The 16,522-nt window shown below is 61.4% G+C and carries 15 protein-coding genes; 6 read left to right on the top strand and 9 right to left on the bottom strand.

Going from position 1 to position 16,522, the window contains the following annotated elements; genetic code table 11:
- Positions 1-46: 46 nt before the first annotated feature.
- From LB453_RS03740 to pilM, 8 genes are all read right to left on the bottom strand, one after another.
- Positions 47-1,099 carry an SPOR domain-containing protein gene (locus LB453_RS03740; protein ID WP_103796356.1) on the bottom strand — a complete coding sequence of 351 codons (1,053 nt, stop codon included), beginning with the start codon at positions 1,097-1,099 and terminating at the stop codon, positions 47-49.
- Between the two features lie 72 nt (positions 1,100-1,171).
- On the bottom strand, positions 1,172-2,260 hold the full coding sequence (aroB, locus tag LB453_RS03735) for a 3-dehydroquinate synthase (RefSeq protein WP_103796355.1): 1,089 nt from the start codon (positions 2,258-2,260) through the stop codon (positions 1,172-1,174).
- 38 nt (positions 2,261-2,298) lie between these two features.
- Positions 2,299-2,820 carry a shikimate kinase AroK gene (aroK, locus tag LB453_RS03730; protein ID WP_033753090.1) on the bottom strand — a complete coding sequence of 174 codons (522 nt, stop codon included), beginning with the start codon at positions 2,818-2,820 and terminating at the stop codon, positions 2,299-2,301.
- A 361-nt stretch (positions 2,821-3,181) separates the two neighbouring features.
- The gene (gene hofQ, locus LB453_RS03725; RefSeq protein ID WP_224481598.1) at positions 3,182-4,465 is read right to left on the bottom strand and encodes a DNA uptake porin HofQ; all 1,284 of its coding nucleotides are present in this window, start codon (positions 4,463-4,465) and stop codon (positions 3,182-3,184) included.
- Positions 4,404-4,787, bottom strand: a complete 384-nt coding sequence (locus LB453_RS03720; RefSeq protein ID WP_103796353.1) for a HofP DNA utilization family protein — start codon at positions 4,785-4,787, stop codon at positions 4,404-4,406. Before LB453_RS03720 ends, hofQ begins: the two co-directional genes overlap by 62 nt.
- On the bottom strand, positions 4,777-5,271 hold the full coding sequence (locus LB453_RS03715; RefSeq protein ID WP_103796352.1) for a hypothetical protein: 495 nt from the start codon (positions 5,269-5,271) through the stop codon (positions 4,777-4,779). The genes LB453_RS03720 and LB453_RS03715 overlap by 11 nt, the downstream gene beginning before the upstream one ends.
- Positions 5,264-5,806, bottom strand: a complete 543-nt coding sequence (locus LB453_RS03710) for a PilN domain-containing protein (protein WP_103796351.1) — start codon at positions 5,804-5,806, stop codon at positions 5,264-5,266. The genes LB453_RS03715 and LB453_RS03710 overlap by 8 nt, the downstream gene beginning before the upstream one ends.
- A complete protein-coding gene (pilM, locus tag LB453_RS03705) occupies positions 5,806-6,621 on the bottom strand; it encodes a pilus assembly protein PilM (RefSeq protein WP_103796350.1) in 816 nt (271 codons plus the stop codon). The genes LB453_RS03710 and pilM overlap by 1 nt, the downstream gene beginning before the upstream one ends.
- A 117-nt stretch (positions 6,622-6,738) precedes the next feature.
- Between pilM and mrcA the strand changes: the two genes are divergently transcribed.
- A complete protein-coding gene (gene mrcA, locus LB453_RS03700; RefSeq protein WP_224481597.1) occupies positions 6,739-9,288 on the top strand; it encodes a peptidoglycan glycosyltransferase/peptidoglycan DD-transpeptidase MrcA in 2,550 nt (849 codons plus the stop codon).
- A 148-nt stretch (positions 9,289-9,436) separates the two neighbouring features.
- On the opposite strand, the gene nudE is transcribed toward mrcA, so the two are convergent.
- The gene (nudE, locus tag LB453_RS03695) at positions 9,437-10,003 is read right to left on the bottom strand and encodes an ADP compounds hydrolase NudE (RefSeq protein ID WP_103796401.1); all 567 of its coding nucleotides are present in this window, start codon (positions 10,001-10,003) and stop codon (positions 9,437-9,439) included.
- Positions 10,004-10,395: 392 nt separating this feature from the next.
- On the opposite strand from nudE, the gene LB453_RS03690 reads away from it, so the two are divergent.
- The 5 genes from LB453_RS03690 (at position 10,396) to pckA (ending at position 16,490) form a co-directional block, all read left to right on the top strand.
- Positions 10,396-12,531: an intracellular growth attenuator family protein gene (locus LB453_RS03690; protein WP_103796348.1), complete on the top strand. Its 2,136-nt coding sequence runs from the start codon at positions 10,396-10,398 to the stop codon at positions 12,529-12,531.
- 85 nt (positions 12,532-12,616) lie between these two features.
- Complete coding sequence (yrfG, locus tag LB453_RS03685; protein WP_103796347.1) at positions 12,617-13,279, top strand: GMP/IMP nucleotidase; 663 nt, start codon at positions 12,617-12,619, stop codon at positions 13,277-13,279.
- A gap of 12 nt (positions 13,280-13,291) precedes the next feature.
- Entirely contained in the window at positions 13,292-13,699 is a 408-nt protein-coding gene (gene hslR / locus LB453_RS03680) for a ribosome-associated heat shock protein Hsp15 (protein WP_103796346.1), read from the top strand.
- A gap of 19 nt (positions 13,700-13,718) precedes the next feature.
- The gene (gene hslO, locus LB453_RS03675) at positions 13,719-14,591 is read left to right on the top strand and encodes an Hsp33 family molecular chaperone HslO (RefSeq protein ID WP_103796345.1); all 873 of its coding nucleotides are present in this window, start codon (positions 13,719-13,721) and stop codon (positions 14,589-14,591) included.
- A gap of 279 nt (positions 14,592-14,870) precedes the next feature.
- Positions 14,871-16,490: a phosphoenolpyruvate carboxykinase (ATP) gene (pckA, locus tag LB453_RS03670; protein WP_103796400.1), complete on the top strand. Its 1,620-nt coding sequence runs from the start codon at positions 14,871-14,873 to the stop codon at positions 16,488-16,490.
- Positions 16,491-16,522 lie beyond the last annotated feature (32 nt).

The raw sequence follows: 16,522 nt of genomic DNA, 5'->3' as shown, positions 1-16,522 counted from the left end.
AGAACGGCGCTTAACAACGGGGCCGGCTTCGCCGGCCCCACATGGTTTACTGGCTGGCTTCTTTCTTAACCTGACTTACGGGCTTCACCCAGGGATTCTGCGCGCGAACTTCCGCAGGCAGCGAGGCGACGGCGCGTCGGGCGTCCGCCGAGGTGGCGTAAGAGCCGCTCACCAGCACGTACCACGGCTGGCCGTTGCGGGTGGTTTTATAGACATGATAGCCGCTGAGGTTCTGCTTCTTCGCCCAGGCGTTCAGGCTCTCTGCGCGCGAGGCGCCGCTCAGCTGCAGGGTGTAATTGCCACCCGGCACAGATTTGGCTGCGCCGCCGCTGCCGGACGCGCTGCTGGCTGCTGTGCTGCTGCCTGTCGCGCCGTTAAGCGCTGGACGCGCCGGCGTGGTATGGGTGCGGCTGTCGCTGGCTGCGGGTCGGCTGGCGGTTGAGGATTTATGCGCAGGTTCGCGTGACGTATGCGGCTGCGCGGCGGGACGCTGCGTGGCCGGACGCGTCGCCGCAGGCGCGCTAATGGTGCTGTTGCTGCTGTTGCCGGCGCTGCCGCTAATGGTCGCAGGCGCGGTCGGCAGCGAGCTGCCGCCCTGTGCGGCGCTATCAACCTGCTGCTGCTGATTAGTTAGCGCGCTGTTGAGATCGCCTGGCAGGGTTACGCGCTGCTGACTGGCAGGCGCTTCAACCGGCGCCGCCTGCGTCGGCGTAGAGGAGACGGGCGGCATAGAGACGTCGCGCGGCGTACTGCCGTCGGCCGGCGCGCTGCCTGTCGCGGCGTTTTCCGCAGGCGCGGTCTGACCGCCGCTCATTGTGGTTGAGCCTGAGAGATCGATGCTTTTCTCACCGCCGTTTCCACCCGCAGAAGAGGGGGCGCTACCGGCGCCGTTTCCGGCGGTCGGCTTGCTCTCATCCGGGCCTTTCAGCGCCGATCCGATGCCGAGCACCAGCAGCAGCAGCACCAGGATGCCGATGCCCATCATCATATGCTGGCGTGAAACCGGCACTTTAGGGGTAGAAGACGTCTTACGCGGGCGCGAGGGACGGCGGTCGCTGGCGTCAGGTTTTAACTCGTCTTCGGGTTTAAACTCATCCATTTTGCCTCCTCCGTAAAGCGGCATTCGGCCATGCGCACCCCGCGCGCCGCGTCACCACTTAACTGCTTATGTTCAGGGTTTCTGACAGTCGTTAATCGCAGCCAGCACCATATCATGCGCCACGCCGCCGCGCACTTCAGAGCGGCCTAACGCCAGCGGCAGCACCAGCCGCAGCTCGCCCGCCAGCACCTTTTTGTCGCGCAGCATATGCGGCAGATAATCCTCCGCCTTCATGCTTTCCGGGCCGTGCACAGGCAGACCTGCGCGCTGCAGCAGCGCGATAATCCGCTGGGTGTCGGCTTCGCTGAACTGGCCCAGACGCTGCGCCGTGCGCGCCGCCATAACCATCCCCGCCGCGACGGCTTCGCCGTGCAGCCAGTTGCCGTAGCCCATATGCGCTTCGATAGCGTGGCCGAAGGTGTGGCCCAGATTGAGCAGCGCGCGCTGGCCGTGTTCATGCTCGTCGGCCGCCACCACCTCCGCCTTAAGCTCGCAGCAGCGGCGAATGCACCAGGCTGTCGCCTGTTCATCCAGCGCCAGCAGCGCATCCAGATTTTGCTCCAGCCAGCTAAAGAACTCGCCGTCCAGAATGATGCCGTACTTGATCACTTCGGCCAGGCCTGAAGCAAGCTCGCGCGGCGGCAGCGTGCGCAGACAGTCGGTATCGATCACCACCGATGCAGGCTGGTAGAAGGCGCCGATCATGTTTTTGCCTAACGGATGGTTAACGGCCGTTTTGCCGCCGACCGACGAATCGACCTGCGACAGCAGCGTGGTGGGCACCTGAATAAAGCGCACGCCGCGCTGATAGCTGGCGGCCGCAAAGCCGGTAAGATCGCCGATCACGCCGCCGCCCAGCGCAATAAGCGTGGTGTCGCGGCCGTGCGGCTTTTGTAGTAACGCGGTAAAGACTTCATCCATCACGGCCAGCGTTTTGTACTGCTCGCCATCGGGTAGAATCACCTGGTCCACTTTGACGCCTGCGGCCGTCAGCAGCGCCGAGAGCTTATCAAGATAGAGCGGCTCCAGCGTCTGGTTGGTAACCAGCATTGCATTGTCGCCCGCCTTTAGCGGCCAAAAAGAAGCCGGATCCTTGAACAGTCCGGCGGCAATGGTGATGGGATAGCTACGCTCTCCCAGTGAGACGGTGATCTTCTCCATGATGCTCGATACCTGTTACTGAGCCTTTCGGCGTTAGATCAGTTTTTTTCCAACATGTGGATAATCTGGTTGGCCACCACTTTCGCACTTTGATCGTCAGTACGAATGGTGACATCCGCGATCTCTTCATAGAGCGGGTTACGCTCGCCCGCCAGCGCTTCCAGTACTTCACGCGGCGGCGAATCAACCTGCAGCAGCGGACGCTTTTTATCGCGTTGCGTGCGTGCCAGCTGTTTCTCGATGGTGGTTTCAAGATAGACCACGACACCACGGGCGGAGAGACGATTGCGTGTTTCCCGAGATTTGACGGAACCGCCGCCGGTCGCCAGGACAATGCCCTGCTTTTCGGTCAGCTCGTTAATGATTTTTTCTTCGCGGTCACGAAATCCAGCTTCGCCCTCGACGTCAAATACCCAGCCCACATCCGCTCCGGTACGTCGCTCAATTTCCTGATCGGAATCGAAAAATTCCATATTGAGTTGCTGAGCTAACTGACGACCAATAGTGCTTTTGCCGGCACCCATCGGCCCAACCAGAAAGATATTGCGTTTCTCTGCCATTTTGTCGGTATTACTAAGAATTCGTTGATGATACCCCGCGTGCAGCTAAATAGCTGGCGGGACAGGAACTGAGACCTCATGAGCGTTAGCAAGAGTCAGACGAAAAATTATCTCAACACTCAAGGGCGTTTGGCAACCGAATAAATCGCCCTCCGGCATTCCCCTTGCGGGGCCGGTGTGCGATATGCGAAACGATGCGCATTAGCGCTGCGCTTTTTACGCGCCGCCTTCAGAAGAGATATCTGACCCTGACGGATACGCGCCGTCGGGACGGTTACAGCGTTCTAAAAATCGCTAAACCTTGTAAGCTAATTCCTGTCCTGCGTCAACGCAGTTGGCACTGGGGAGCGCATTTTCCGGTTTATCCGGCGGTAAGCGCTGCTTCCCTGACCAATCGCGGCGTAATGAAGATAACCAGCTCACGCTTTTTATTTTCCGCCGTCTGATGGCGAAACAGCGATCCCAGCAGCGGAATATGGCCCAGCACCGGCACGCGGCTTTCGCCCTGGCTGCGCTGCTGCTGAAAAATACCGCCCAGCGCCAGGGTTTCACCATCTTTTAGCGTGACCTGGGTTTCAATCTCCTGCTTATCAATGGAGAGGATGCTGCCGTCGCCGTTTTCAACCACGCGGCCCGGCACGTTCTGGCTGATGCGGATTTTCAGCTGAATGCGTCCGTTGCCCAGCACGTTGGGCGTGACCTCCATGCCGAGCACCGCCTCTTTGAATTCGATGGTGGTCGCGCCGCTGTTGCCCGCCGAGACCTCATAGGGGATCTCGCTGCCCTGCTTGATCGTCGCCTTCTGCTGATGTGAAGTGAAGAGGCGCGGGCTGGCGATAATCTCAACCTGGTTTTCCTGCTCCAGCGCGCTCACCTCCAGATCGAGCAGCCGTCCGTCGACCCGCGCCAGCGTTACGCCTGCGGTTATGCCCGGCGCATTTGCCGCCAGCGGAATCGTTAGCCGGGGGTTGCGCAGCGCAGCGGTCATCGCATCCGAACTGGCTGGCAGGTTCCAGTTCACCCCAAGCTCCCGCAGCCTCTCCTCGCTAATGGTAACGATATGCGCCGCCAGCTCTACCTGCTCAAGCGGCACATCAAGCGCCTGCAGCCAGCGTTCGGCATCCCTGAGCGCCTCCGATGTATCGCGCAGCAGCAGCGCGTTGGCGCGCGCGTCGAGGGTCACGCTGCCGCGCGGCGTCATCAGCGATGGCCGCGCCCCCTGAAAGCTGCGGTAGACCTCCGCCGCGCTGGCGTAGCGTAGCGTGACGGCGCGCAGCGCCAGCGGTGCCTGCTGCGCGCTGACCGCCTGCGCCTGCTGCTCTTTTCGCTGCCGCCAGCTGTCGGGATAGATCAGCAGCACCTTCTCCTCTTCCACAACGGTAAGCTCCGCCAGCCGCGTCACCAGCGACAGCGCCTGTCGCCAGGGCACATCCTCAAGCCGCAGCGACAGCCTGCCCTCCACCCCAGGGGCGATAAGCAGATTAACGCGCTGGTAATCCGCCAGCGCCTGCAGAATGCGCTCGACCGGCGCGTCGTCGAAATTAAGGCTGAGCCGCGGATCATGTTCGCCGTCGCTGGCGTTATCACTGGCCTGCGCGGGCATCAGCCAGAGGCACACCAGCAGTAAGAGAGCCATCCTGAGCATAAGCGCTTCCTTTGAGAGAGAGTGTGACGCTGTGCAACGCGCAGTCGCTGCCTGTAGTGAACGTCAGGCTGCGCGGCGCGATGGCGCTCAGTCGCCAGCCCGGCAGCGGCAGGGGATCCGCCGCCGCGATCTTAATCACTGCGTCCTGCGGCGACGTCAGCCAGGCGCGCAGGCGCGGCGCACGTCCCAGCACGCCCTGCAGCCGCCACCCGGTAAGCGCTGCTGGCGGCTGGCACCGGTTATCCGGCGGCTGAAACGGATCGCGCGGCGCGGCGTGGAGCAGGGATGCCGCCAGCCAGAGAAGCAGCCATTTAGCGCGCATCGTCGCTCTCCAGCCAGAGTTTCGCCTGCACCTTTCCCTGCCGCGCCTCCAGCAGGAAGCGCGCGGGAGAGGGTGTTGTGGTGCGCGCCAGCTCGGCAAACAGCGGCAGAAACTGCTCCCACCCCAGCAGCAGCGTCAGGGCGCGCGGCTCCGATTCGGGCTGCCAGGCCTCCAGCTGGCTGCCGCGCGCCGCCAGAACGGCGTCGAGCGGCGCGGCGTGAGACGACGCCTCAGGTGGAAGCGCGCTTTCGGCGAGCTGCGCACGCAGCTGCGCCTCGTCTGGCAGCGTACGGAGCTGCGCCAGCCGCTGCTGATATTGCTGTTCAAGCCGGGCGATATCGGCGCGCAGCGCCTGCTGCGCTAAACGCTGCGGCCGCAAAAGCAGCAGCCATACCGCCAGCGCCAGCACCGCGCAGCACGCCGCCATCGTGACTGTCTGCTGGCGCAGCGGCAGATGGAACCAGCGCTCCAGCACACTATTCATCGGCGGGCTCCGCAAGACGCGCGCGCAGCGCAAAGCGGTAAACGCCATCTGGCTGACGCTCGACGTTGCCCTGCCGCACCGCCGCGAAGAGCGTCACCTCGTCGAGACGCCGCCGCAGTTCGCCTATCGCCTGCATCTCCTGCGCCCGCCCCTCAATGCGCAGCTGCGTCGGCATCTTCTCCACCCGTTCCAGCCAGATGCGCTCGGGCAACAGCGCCGGCAGCATCTGCCAGAAGCGATGCCAGCGCATCAGGTCATCGGCATGACGCCGCGCGCGCTGCCACCTTGCCTGCTGCACCACCAGCTGCTGCTGCAGGTCGCGCCGCTGGCTAATCCGCAGAGCGATCGCCGTCAGCGCGTCGTGCGCCTCGTTCTGCGCGCTTCGCAGCTGCTGTCCGATGCGGTCAAGACGCCAGAGCGCTGAGGCCGCACTCACAGCCAGCAACAGCAGCAGCGCCGCCGCCAGCCCAAGAAGGGTGCGCCGCTGGCGGCGCAGGCGCGCCTGGCGCCACGGCAGCATATTCACCGCGATCATCAGCTGTCCTCCGGGCGCAGCGCCAGCCCGGCGGCGATGCAGAACGCCCCCTCCTGCTGCGGCAGCGGCGGCTGGCGATAAGCGAAGAGGCTGAACGGCGAGAAAGCGGAGTAGGCGTCGGGCAGCTGAGCAGGTGACGGGGCGCAGCCGTACAGCGTGCGGGCCTGAGGAAAACAGCGCTGCCTTACGGCCTCGGGTGCGCTCTCCAGGCTGGCGCTGCCGACGACGCTCTCGCTGGCGCGGCTGTACCAGAGCCACTGCGCGTCATGACAGACCAGCAGCGCGGCGGCGGCGTCCAGCCCTGCGGCGCGTGCCGTCAGCGCCAGCGCATGGGTCGTTAGCTCAAACACCGCCGGACGCAGCGCGCTCTGCCGCAGCGGCGTCAGCCAGCGGGCGATCGCCTCCTGTCGGGCGGCGGTCACGTAGAGCTGGTGGTCCGCTTCGCTGGCGCGGTAGTCGAGCGCCAGCGCTTCCGGCTCGAGCGGAAAGAGGCGCTGCGCCGCCGCCGTCACGTAACGTCCCAGCGCAGGCTCCTGCAGACGCTGGGTTGGCAGCGCCAGCGGCCGCTGCAGCACCAGCTGTGCCGGCAGCCCAACGCGCAGCGAATAGCGCTGTGGCAGCTGCTGTTGCAGCAGGCGCAGGGCCGCCTGTAATTCAGGCGAAGATTGCAGCACGCCGTTTCTTAACGTATCTTGCGGCAGCCCTTGCTGCCACCAGCGGCACAGCTGCCAGCCGCCGCGCCGGCGCTGTATAGCGAGAGCGCAGAGCTGCGTATTCTGAATATCCAGTCCGACTTGCCATGTCTGTAAAGCCATGCGCGCGATCTCCTTATCTACAGGGGTAAAAGGACATATCAAAGCGTCTGGCTTGCCTTTATACTACCGCGCGGTTGTTTATAAACTGCTCAAACGACAACAGATGGGAAACTCCAGGTGAAGTTCGTAAAGTATTTATTAATCCTTGCAGTGTGTTGCATCTTGCTGGGAGCTGGCTCGATTTATGGCTTGTACAAATATATAGAGCCGCAGCTGCCCGACGTTAACACGCTGAAAGATGTGCGCCTGCAGACGCCCATGCAGGTGTACAGCGCGGACGGCGAACTGATCGCCCAGTACGGCGAGAAACGCCGTATACCGCTGACTCTGCAGCAGATGCCGCCAGAGCTGATCAAAGCCTTTATCGCCACGGAAGACAGCCGCTTCTATGAGCATCACGGCGTGGATCCGGTGGGCATTTTCCGTGCGGCCAGCATCGCGCTGATGTCCGGCCATGCCTCGCAGGGCGCCAGCACCATTACCCAGCAGCTGGCGCGTAACTTCTTCCTGAGCCCTGAGCGCACGCTGATGCGCAAAATCAAGGAAGCGTTTCTCGCCATCCGTATTGAGCAGCTGCTGAATAAAGATGAGATCCTTGAGCTCTATCTGAACAAGATCTATCTCGGCTACCGCGCCTATGGCGTCGGCGCCGCCGCGCAGGTCTACTTCGGCAAACCGGTAGATCAGCTTTCGCTGAGCGAAATGGCAATGATCGCCGGCCTGCCGAAGGCGCCCTCTACCTTCAACCCGCTCTACTCCCACAGTCGCGCGCTGGCGCGTCGCAATGTGGTGCTGTCGCGCATGCTGGATCAGAATTACATCACCCAGCAGCAGTACGATGAAGCGCGCAGCGCGCCGCTGGATGCCAGCTATCACGGCCCGGAAATCGCCTTCTCGTCGCCCTATCTGAGCGAAATGGTGCGTCAGGAGATGGTGAAGCGCTACGGCGACGGCGCCTATAACGACGGTTACAAGGTCTATACCACCGTAACGCGTCGTCTGCAGCAGGCGGCGCAGGAGGCGGTGCGCAACAATGTGCTGGCCTACGATATGCGTCACGGCTACCGTGGGCCGACCAGCGTGCTGTGGAAAGTGGGCGAACCCGCCTGGAGCCAGGAGCAGATCCTGAAAGCGCTGAAGCCGCTGCCGGCTTACGGTCCGCTGCTGCCAGCCGTGGTGACGCAGGCCAGCAGCGACGAAGCGACCGCGATGCTGAAAGATGGCACCAGCGTCTCGCTGGGCCTCGCTGGCGTCCGCTGGGCGCGCGCGTTTAAATCGGATACCGTGCAGGGCCCAACGCCGAAAAGCGTCACCCAGGTGGTGCAGACGGGTCAGCAGATTTGGGTGCGTAAAGTTGATAACAGCTGGTGGCTGGCGCAGGTGCCAGACGTCAACTCCGCGCTGGTGTCGCTCGATCCGCAAACCGGTGCGGTGCGCGCGCTGGTTGGCGGCTTCGACTTTAATCAGAGCATGTTTAACCGCGCCACCCAGGCGCTGCGTCAGGTCGGCTCCAACATCAAGCCGTTCCTCTATACCGCCGCAATGGATCGCGGCCTGACGCTGGCCTCTATTCTAAACGATGTGCCGATTTCGCGCTGGGATGCGGGCGCGGGCGCGGACTGGCGACCGAAGAACTCGCCGCCTACCTATGACGGCCCGATTCGTCTGCGTCAGGGTTTAGGCCAGTCGAAAAACGTGGTGATGGTGCGCGCCATGCGCGCGATGGGCGTCGATTACGCGGCGGAATATCTGCAGCGTTTCGGCTTCCCGCCGCAGAACATCGTGCATACCGAATCGCTGGCGCTCGGCGCGGCCTCCTTTACGCCAATGCAGGTGGCGCGCGGCTACTCGGTGATGGCCAACGGCGGCTTCCTGATCGACCCTTACTTCATCAGCAAGATTGAGAACGAGCAAGGCGGCGTTATTTTTGAAGCGAAACCGCGCATCGCCTGCCCGCAGTGCAATCTGCCGGTAATCTACGGCGAAACCCGCAAGGCGCTGGCGCTGAACGAGGAGAGCGTGGAAAACGTCGCCACCTCCGATCAGAACCAGAACCAGCCTGCGCCGCAGCCGGCGCTGGAGCAGGTTCCCGCTCAGCCGCAGCCGGACGGTCAGCAGTATGCGCCGCATGTGATCAACACCCCGCTGTCGTTCCTGATCAAGAGTGCGCTTAACTCCAATATCTTTGGCGAACCAGGCTGGATGGGCACCGGCTGGCGCGCATCGCGCGATCTGAAACGCAACGATATCGGCGGCAAAACCGGCACCACCAACAGCTCGAAGGATGCCTGGTTCTCTGGCTACGGCCCTGGCGTGGTGACGTCGGTGTGGATCGGCTTTGACGACGCGCGCCGCGATTTAGGCCGCAGCACGCTGTCAGGCGCCATCCCGGACCAGATTTCCGGCTATGAAGGCGGCGCGAAAAGCGCGCAGCCGGCGTGGGATGACTATATGAAGAGCGCGCTGGAGGGCGTGCCGGAGCAGCCGCTGACGCCGCCGGACGGCATCGTCACGGTGACCATCGATCGCAGCACCGGCAAGCTGGCCAACGGCGGCGGCAATACGCGCCAGGAGTATTTCATTAACGGCACCCAGCCGACGGAATACTCAGTGCATGACGTCGGCACCACCATTATGGATAACGGCGAGAGCCACGAGCTTTTCTAAGCCCGGCAGCCAGTAGCAAAAAAGGCCGACAGCGATGTCGGCCTTTTTTATTTGTCATGTGCTAGTGCGGGTGAGATGGCCCGCTTGCAAGCCTTTCAGCTGCCTGTAAGAGGATAACCCATACCTCTTTCAGGCTGTGTCATTCCCGTCAGTAACTCAGTCGCCCCTGTTGCACCAGCCACTCGCGTACCAGGAAGAGCGCGCTGACGTTGCGCGCCTCGCGGAAATCGGGCTCCTGCAGCAGCGCCAGCAGGTTGTCCAGCGGCCAGCGATGCTCAATAAGCGGCTCTGGCTCGTCACCCTCCAGCCGTTCAGGGTATAACCCCTCCGCCACCACGATATTCATCTTGCTGGAGAAGTAGGAAGGCGCCATGGTCAGCTTGCTGAGAAACTCCAGCTTCTCCGCGCCAAAGCCAACTTCCTCTTTCAGCTCGCGGTTTGCCGCCTCGAAGACGCTCTCCCCTGGATCGATCAATCCTTTGGGGAACCCCAGCTCATAGGTTTCCAGCCCAACTGCGTACTCCTGAATTAGCACCACCTCGCCGTCGATAATCGGAACAATCATCACCGCCTCGCGCTCGGAAGGCTTCATGCGCTCATAAACGCGCCGCGCGCCGTTGCTAAAAGCGAGATCGACTGACTCAACGGTGAACAGCCGCGAGCGCGCCACGGTTTCCACTTTGAGGATGTCGGGTTTATTTAACGGGTTCTTCATATCAGCCTCAGACATTCGACGCCGCGCGGTGCGGGAAAAAAATTAGCTTACCTGACCACAGGCGATTGTGCGACAGCGAGTTTAGCCTCAGCGCGCTACGCCGCGCCGCATCAGGCTCTGACGGACACGGCTGCGCCAGTTAACGCTTTTGCAATAAGTCAACATAGCGCGTTAAAATTCAGAAAAGACCGATGTTTAATTCAGTTTCTGCCGGTTAACATTCGGACAAGGCATGCTGCATTAACTTCTAATTTAATGATTTTGCGCGTTATTTCCTCTGGCATTTAGCTTGTCAGAATAGTTTATTCCCGCCAAAATTGTCTTAAATAACAGTTCTATCTGGGAGCATTAGTCCAAAGTGAAGGCAGGATTTTGGCTGCATTGAACAACGCATGAGCACAATCCTTATTGTATTGGTCATAGTGCTGGTCTGCTCAGGTTTGGCAGGTATCGGCTTTTGGTACGCTATGCGGCATCGGCCGCCGTTGGCGAAACCGCTGCCATTTATCAGTCCGCCCTGCCGCAAACTCACCGACGACGAACGTCATGCGGTAGAAAAATACGTCGCCTCGCTTGCGAAGCAGTCGCGTCCCGCCGTACCCGGTGAAAAGCATCCCCTCTTCGACAATCTGACGCTTACCGCGCAGAGCAACAACGTCTATCCCGTGACGCGCGCCATTACCCGCTATGGCCTGTCGACCGACGATCCCCACAGGTGGCGCTACTATCTTGATGAAGTAGAAGTGCATCTGCCGCCGCACTGGGAACAGTATATAACCGACGAGAACTACGTTGAGCTGATCCGCACCCAGACCATTCCGCTGGTGATCTCGCTTAACGGCCACTCGCTGGTTAACTACGGCACCGATCAGCCGTCGCTGCCGGCGCTGGTGCGTCCTGGCTCAACCAACGCCTCGATACGTAAAGAAGAGAGCGAAAACGTCGAGCTGGTGCAGGTGCGTAAAGAGACGCTGGAAGAGTATCAGCTGACGCGGCCGGACGGGACGCGCGAGGCGGTGACCATCACCTTCGCCTTTCTGCTCTTTTTTATCAGCCTGCTGGTGCCCGCCTCGCTGATGGGCTGGCTGGCGCTTCTGGGCTGCGCCATGATCGGCGCCAGCGTCTGGTCGCTGTTCCATATTCCGGCACAAAAGCGCATGCGCGACATTCACTGTCTGCGCGGCGCGCCCAAGCGCTGGGGCCTGTTCGGCGAGTCGAATCAGGAACAGAGCAATATAACGCTGGGCATTATCGATCTCGCCTACCCACCGCACTGGCTACCCTATGTGGCTCACGATCTCGGCCAGACGACCGATATTGAGATCTACCTGAATCGTCAGGTGGTGCGTCAGGGGCGCTTTTTGTCGCTGCAGGACGAAGTGCGCAACTTCCCTATCCAGCGCTGGCGCAAAAACGTGGTGCTGGCCTGCGGCTCGCTGCTGGTGATGGCGCTGCTGATTAGCTGGATCCCGCTCAGTATGCCAATCAAGCTCAGCATGGCCTGGATCAAGGGCACCGAGAGCCTGGAAGTGAACGACGTGAATAAGCTGGCGGCGCAGTCGCTGCACGTTGGCGATATTTTAAAAGTTAACGGCACCGGCATGTGCTCCGTCCCCGATAACTACCAGAGCAACCGCAGCTACGCCTATATGCCGTTCGACTGCTCGGCCGTCTACTGGAACAACGCCTCGCCGCTGCCAGAGCCGCAGTCAGATATTATCGATAAGGCCTCGGCGCTGCTGGAGGCGACCACGCGCCAGCTGCACCCGGAAACCAATACCGATCCCAAGCTCAACCCGCAGCTCGCCTCGGCGATTGAGAAATCGGGCATGATCTTGCTGGACGACTTTGCTGACCTGGTGCTGAAAACCCAGGATCTCTGCAGCCAGCAGCAGGACTGTGTGCGGCTGAAGAATGCGCTGGTGAATCTCGGCAACGCCAAAGACTGGGATACGCTGGTGCGCCGCGCCGACTCCGGGCAGCTGAACGGCATGAATGTGCTGCTGCGTCCGGTCAGCGCCGAAGCGCTGGAAAACCTGGTTAATACCGCTACCTCCAGCTTTTTCTTTCGCGAGACGCGCCGCGCCGCAGAAAACCTCAACAGCCCGCCGCCGGGCGGATTCCTCATCGTTAGCGATGAGGGACGCCAGCTGGTGAATCAGCCGCAGCCTACGGTGTCGCTGTTCGATCTCGATGCGCCGTCGCAGTGGCGCGAACTGCAGCGCCTCTCCGGCATGCTGCTGCATACGCCGTTCAGCGCCAGCGGCATTATCACCAGCCTGTCGGTTGACGCCAACGGCACGCGCCATATCGCGCTACACAACGAACCGGACGCGATGGCGATGTGGCGCTATCTCGGCACCACCCTGCTGCTGGTGGTTCTGCTGGCCTGCGCGCTGGTCAACGCGCTGCTGGCGCTGCGCCGCATCCACCGCAACCGCCAGCGCATGGCAAATATTCAGCAGTACTACGACAAGTGCTTCAACCATAATCTCAGCACCATGCAGAGCGTACGCTCGATGTTCTGACGCAGCGGCGCCACTCGGCGCCCTGCTCTCTCCCGCCCCTTTCTGTGCTACCCTGTCGCCCGCTTTTTATCGGAGAACCTGCCTGATGACGCTGAACTGGGCGCAAATCGATACCGTGCTGCTGGACATGGACGGCACCCTGCTGGACCTGGCGTTCGACCGCCATTTTTGGCTGGAGCATGTGCCGCTAACGCTGAGCGAAACCCGCGGCATTACACTGGCGGAAGCAGAGTCGCTGATCGCCGCAAAGTACCAGGCAGTGGCGCATACGCTAAACTGGTATTGTCTGGACTACTGGGCGGCGGAGCTGGCGCTGGATATTCGCGCTATGACCTATGCAAAGCGAAGCCTGGCGGCGATGCGGGAAGATACGGTGCCGTTTTTGCAGGCGCTGCGTCGGGCGGGAAAACGCACCATTCTGCTCACCAACGCCCATCCCTATAACCTGGATATCAAACTGGCGCAGACGGGTCTTGCGCCGCACCTTGATTTATTACTTTCCACCCATACCTTTGGGTATCCGAAAGAGGACCCGCGCTTGTGGCAGGCGGTGGAGCAGCATACCGGATTTGATCGTCCGCGAACGCTGTTTATTGATGACAACGAGACCATTCTCGACGCGGCGAAAAGCTGGGGCATCGGCTGGTGTTTAGGCGTCAGCAACCCCGACTCCGGGCGTCCCGATCAGGTCTTCCAGCGTCACGCGGCGGTCCGCGACTATCGCACCCTGTGCAGCGCGCTGGCGTAAACGGGAGCAGCAATGAAAGAGAAAAGCAGCGAAGGCGTGCGCCTCGACAAATGGCTCTGGGCGGCGCGCTTCTACAAAACGCGCTCGCTGGCGCGCGATATGATCGAAGGCGGCAAAGTGCACTACAACGGCCAGCGCAGCAAGCCGAGCAAGCTGGTCGAGCTGGACGCAGAGCTGACGCTGCGCCAGGGCAACGACGAGCGCACCGTGATCGTTACCGCGCTGAGCGACAAGCGCGGCCCGGCCGAGGTGGCACAGCAGCTCTACAGCGAAACCGCCGCCAGCATTGAGAAGCGGGAAAAGGTGGCGCTGGCGCGTAAGATGAACGCGCTCACCATGCCGCATCCCGATCGCCGCCCCGATAAAAAAGAGCGCCGCGATTTGATGAAATTTAAATTAACGGGCGACGACCAGGCCTAGCCCCAACGAGAGAAAATTTATGTCTGTACAAGATCAACTGCATCGTTACCTGTTTGAGAATGTGGCCGTGCGCGGCGAGCTGGTGAATGTCAGCCACACCTGGCAGGAAATCATCAAAAACCATGACTATCCGGCCCCGGTGCAGACGCTGCTGGGCGAGCTGCTGGTCGCGACCAGCCTGCTGACCGCCACGCTGAAATTTGACGGCGACATCACGGTGCAGCTGCAGGGCGACGGCCCGCTCTCGCTGGCGGTCATCAACGGCAATAACCGCCAGGAGCTGCGCGGCGTCGCGCGCGTGAAGGGCGATATTCCTGCGGACGCCACCCTGAAAAGCATGGTCGGCACCGGCTATCTGGCGATCACCATTTCGCCGGAGAAAGGCGAACGCTATCAGGGCGTCGTCGGTCTGGAAGGCGAGACGCTGGCCGCCTGCCTGGAAGACTACTTTATGCGTTCCGAACAGCTGCCGACCCGCCTGTTTATTCGCACCAATGAAAAAGGCGCCGCGGGCATTCTGCTGCAGGTGCTGCCGGCGCAGGATACGCAGACCGAAGACTTTAACCACCTGGCGACGTTGACCGAAACCGTGAAGAGCGAAGAGTTGATCGATCTGCCGGTGACCGACGTGCTGTGGCGCCTCTACCATCAGGAAGAGGCGACGGTGTTCGATCCGCAGCCGGTGAGCTTTAAATGCACCTGCTCGCGCGAACGCTGCGGCGAAGTGCTGAAAACCCTGCCTCAGCATGAGGTGGACGAGATCATCGAAGAGGATGGCCAGGTCGATATGCACTGCGACTATTGCGGCACGCACTACGTCTACGACGCGGTCGACATTGCGGCGATCCGCAAAGGCGGCGCGGAAGGCGAAAACAGCGACAGCATCCACTGATTTATCTTCGGGCGGCTTTGCCGCCCTTTTCCCTCCCCGCCATATCCCCTTAATTTACAAAGTAAAATAACCCGCCCGCGCGAACTTTAGTTTCAAAAGCGGCTCTTTTTGCTGCTTAACGCGCCCTGGTTCGCATTTCTGACGGACAACGCTTTTCCCACAGGCTCAGAAGAGTACACTGCGCGCGATCGTGCATCCGCCCAGCAGCATGGCGACGGCGTGCGCGGCACCTCTAACTATTCGCCTGTGCAGTACCAAAACGATTTAAGGAGCAGTCACATGCGCGTTACCGGCCTGACCTCGCAAGATCTTGCCGCTTTGGGCATCGAGGGCACCACCGAAGTGGTCCACAACCCCGATTTCGATACGCTGTTTACCGAAGAACTCCGTCCCGAGCTGGAAGGTTATGCGCGCGGCACCCTGACGCAAAGCGGCGCAGTGGCGGTGGATACCGGCATTTTTACCGGTCGCTCGCCAAAGGATAAATATATCGTCCGCGACGATACCACCCGCGACACGCTGTGGTGGAACGATCAAGGAACAGGCAAAAATGACAACCAGCCGCTGTCGCAGGAGACCTGGCAGCAGCTGAAAGCCTGCGTTACCCAACAGCTCTCCGGCAAGCGTCTGTTTGTGGTCGACGCGTTCTGCGGCGCTAATGCTGACTCACGCCTCAGCGTGCGCTTCGTCACCGAAGTGGCCTGGCAGGCGCATTTCGTCAAAAATATGTTTATTCAGCCGAGCGAAAGCGAACTGGCCGCCTTTAAACCTGACTTCGTGGTGCTGAACGGGGCGAAATGCACCAACCCCAACTGGCAGGCGCAGGGGCTGCACTCGGAAAACTTCGTGGCCTTCAACCTGACCGAAGGGATGCAGCTGATCGGCGGCACCTGGTACGGCGGCGAGATGAAAAAAGGGCTGTTCGCGGTAATGAACTACCTGCTGCCGCTGCGCGGCATCGCCTCGATGCACTGCTCGGCCAACGTCGGCAAAGCGGGCGACGTCGCGGTCTTCTTCGGTCTTTCCGGCACCGGTAAAACCACCCTTTCCACCGACCCGGAACGCCAGCTGATTGGCGATGACGAGCACGGCTGGGACGACGACGGCGTGTTTAACTTCGAAGGCGGCTGCTACGCCAAGACCATCAGGCTCTCTGAGCAGGCTGAGCCGGAAATCTATCGCGCTATCCGCCGCAATGCGCTGCTGGAGAATGTGGTGGTGCGCGAAGACGGCAGCGTCGATTATGACGACGACAGCAAAACCGAGAACACCCGCGTCTCCTACCCGATCGACCATATCGACAATATCGTGCGTCCGGTCTCGAAAGCGGGCCACGCGAAGAAAGTGATCTTTCTGACCGCCGACGCCTTCGGCGTGCTGCCGCCGGTGTCGCGCCTGACGCCGGAACAGACGCAGTATCACTTCCTTTCCGGCTTTACCGCCAAGCTGGCGGGCACCGAGCGCGGCGTCACCGCGCCGACGCCGACCTTCTCTGCGTGCTTCGGCGCGGCGTTCCTGACGCTGCACCCGACGCAGTACGCAGAGGTGCTGGTGAAGCGTATGCAGGCGGCAGGCGCACAGGCGTACCTGGTCAACACCGGCTGGAACGGCAGCGGCAAACGCATTTCGCTGAAGGATACCCGCGCGATTATCAACGCGATTCTGGCTGGCGAGCTGGACGATGCCGAAACCGAGACCCTGCCGGTATTTAACCTTCAGGTGCCGAAAGCGCTGGGCCAGCTCAACGCCGCCACGCTCGATCCGCGCAGCAGCTGGGAAAGCGAAGAGAAGTGGCATGAAGCGGCGCGCGATCTGGCGCAGCGCTTTATCACCAACTTCGAGAAGTATACCGATAACGCGGCAGGCGCCGCGCTGGTTAAAGCAGGTCCGGTGCTGTAAACCTTCGGGCGCGGCGATCGCCGCGCCCGCTT

The sequence above is a fragment of the Pantoea agglomerans genome (assembly GCF_020149765.1).
GTDB lineage: Bacteria > Pseudomonadota > Gammaproteobacteria > Enterobacterales > Enterobacteriaceae > Pantoea > Pantoea alvi.
The sequence above is the reverse complement of the archived record's forward strand: the minus strand, read 5'-3'. Positions and strand labels throughout refer to the sequence as shown.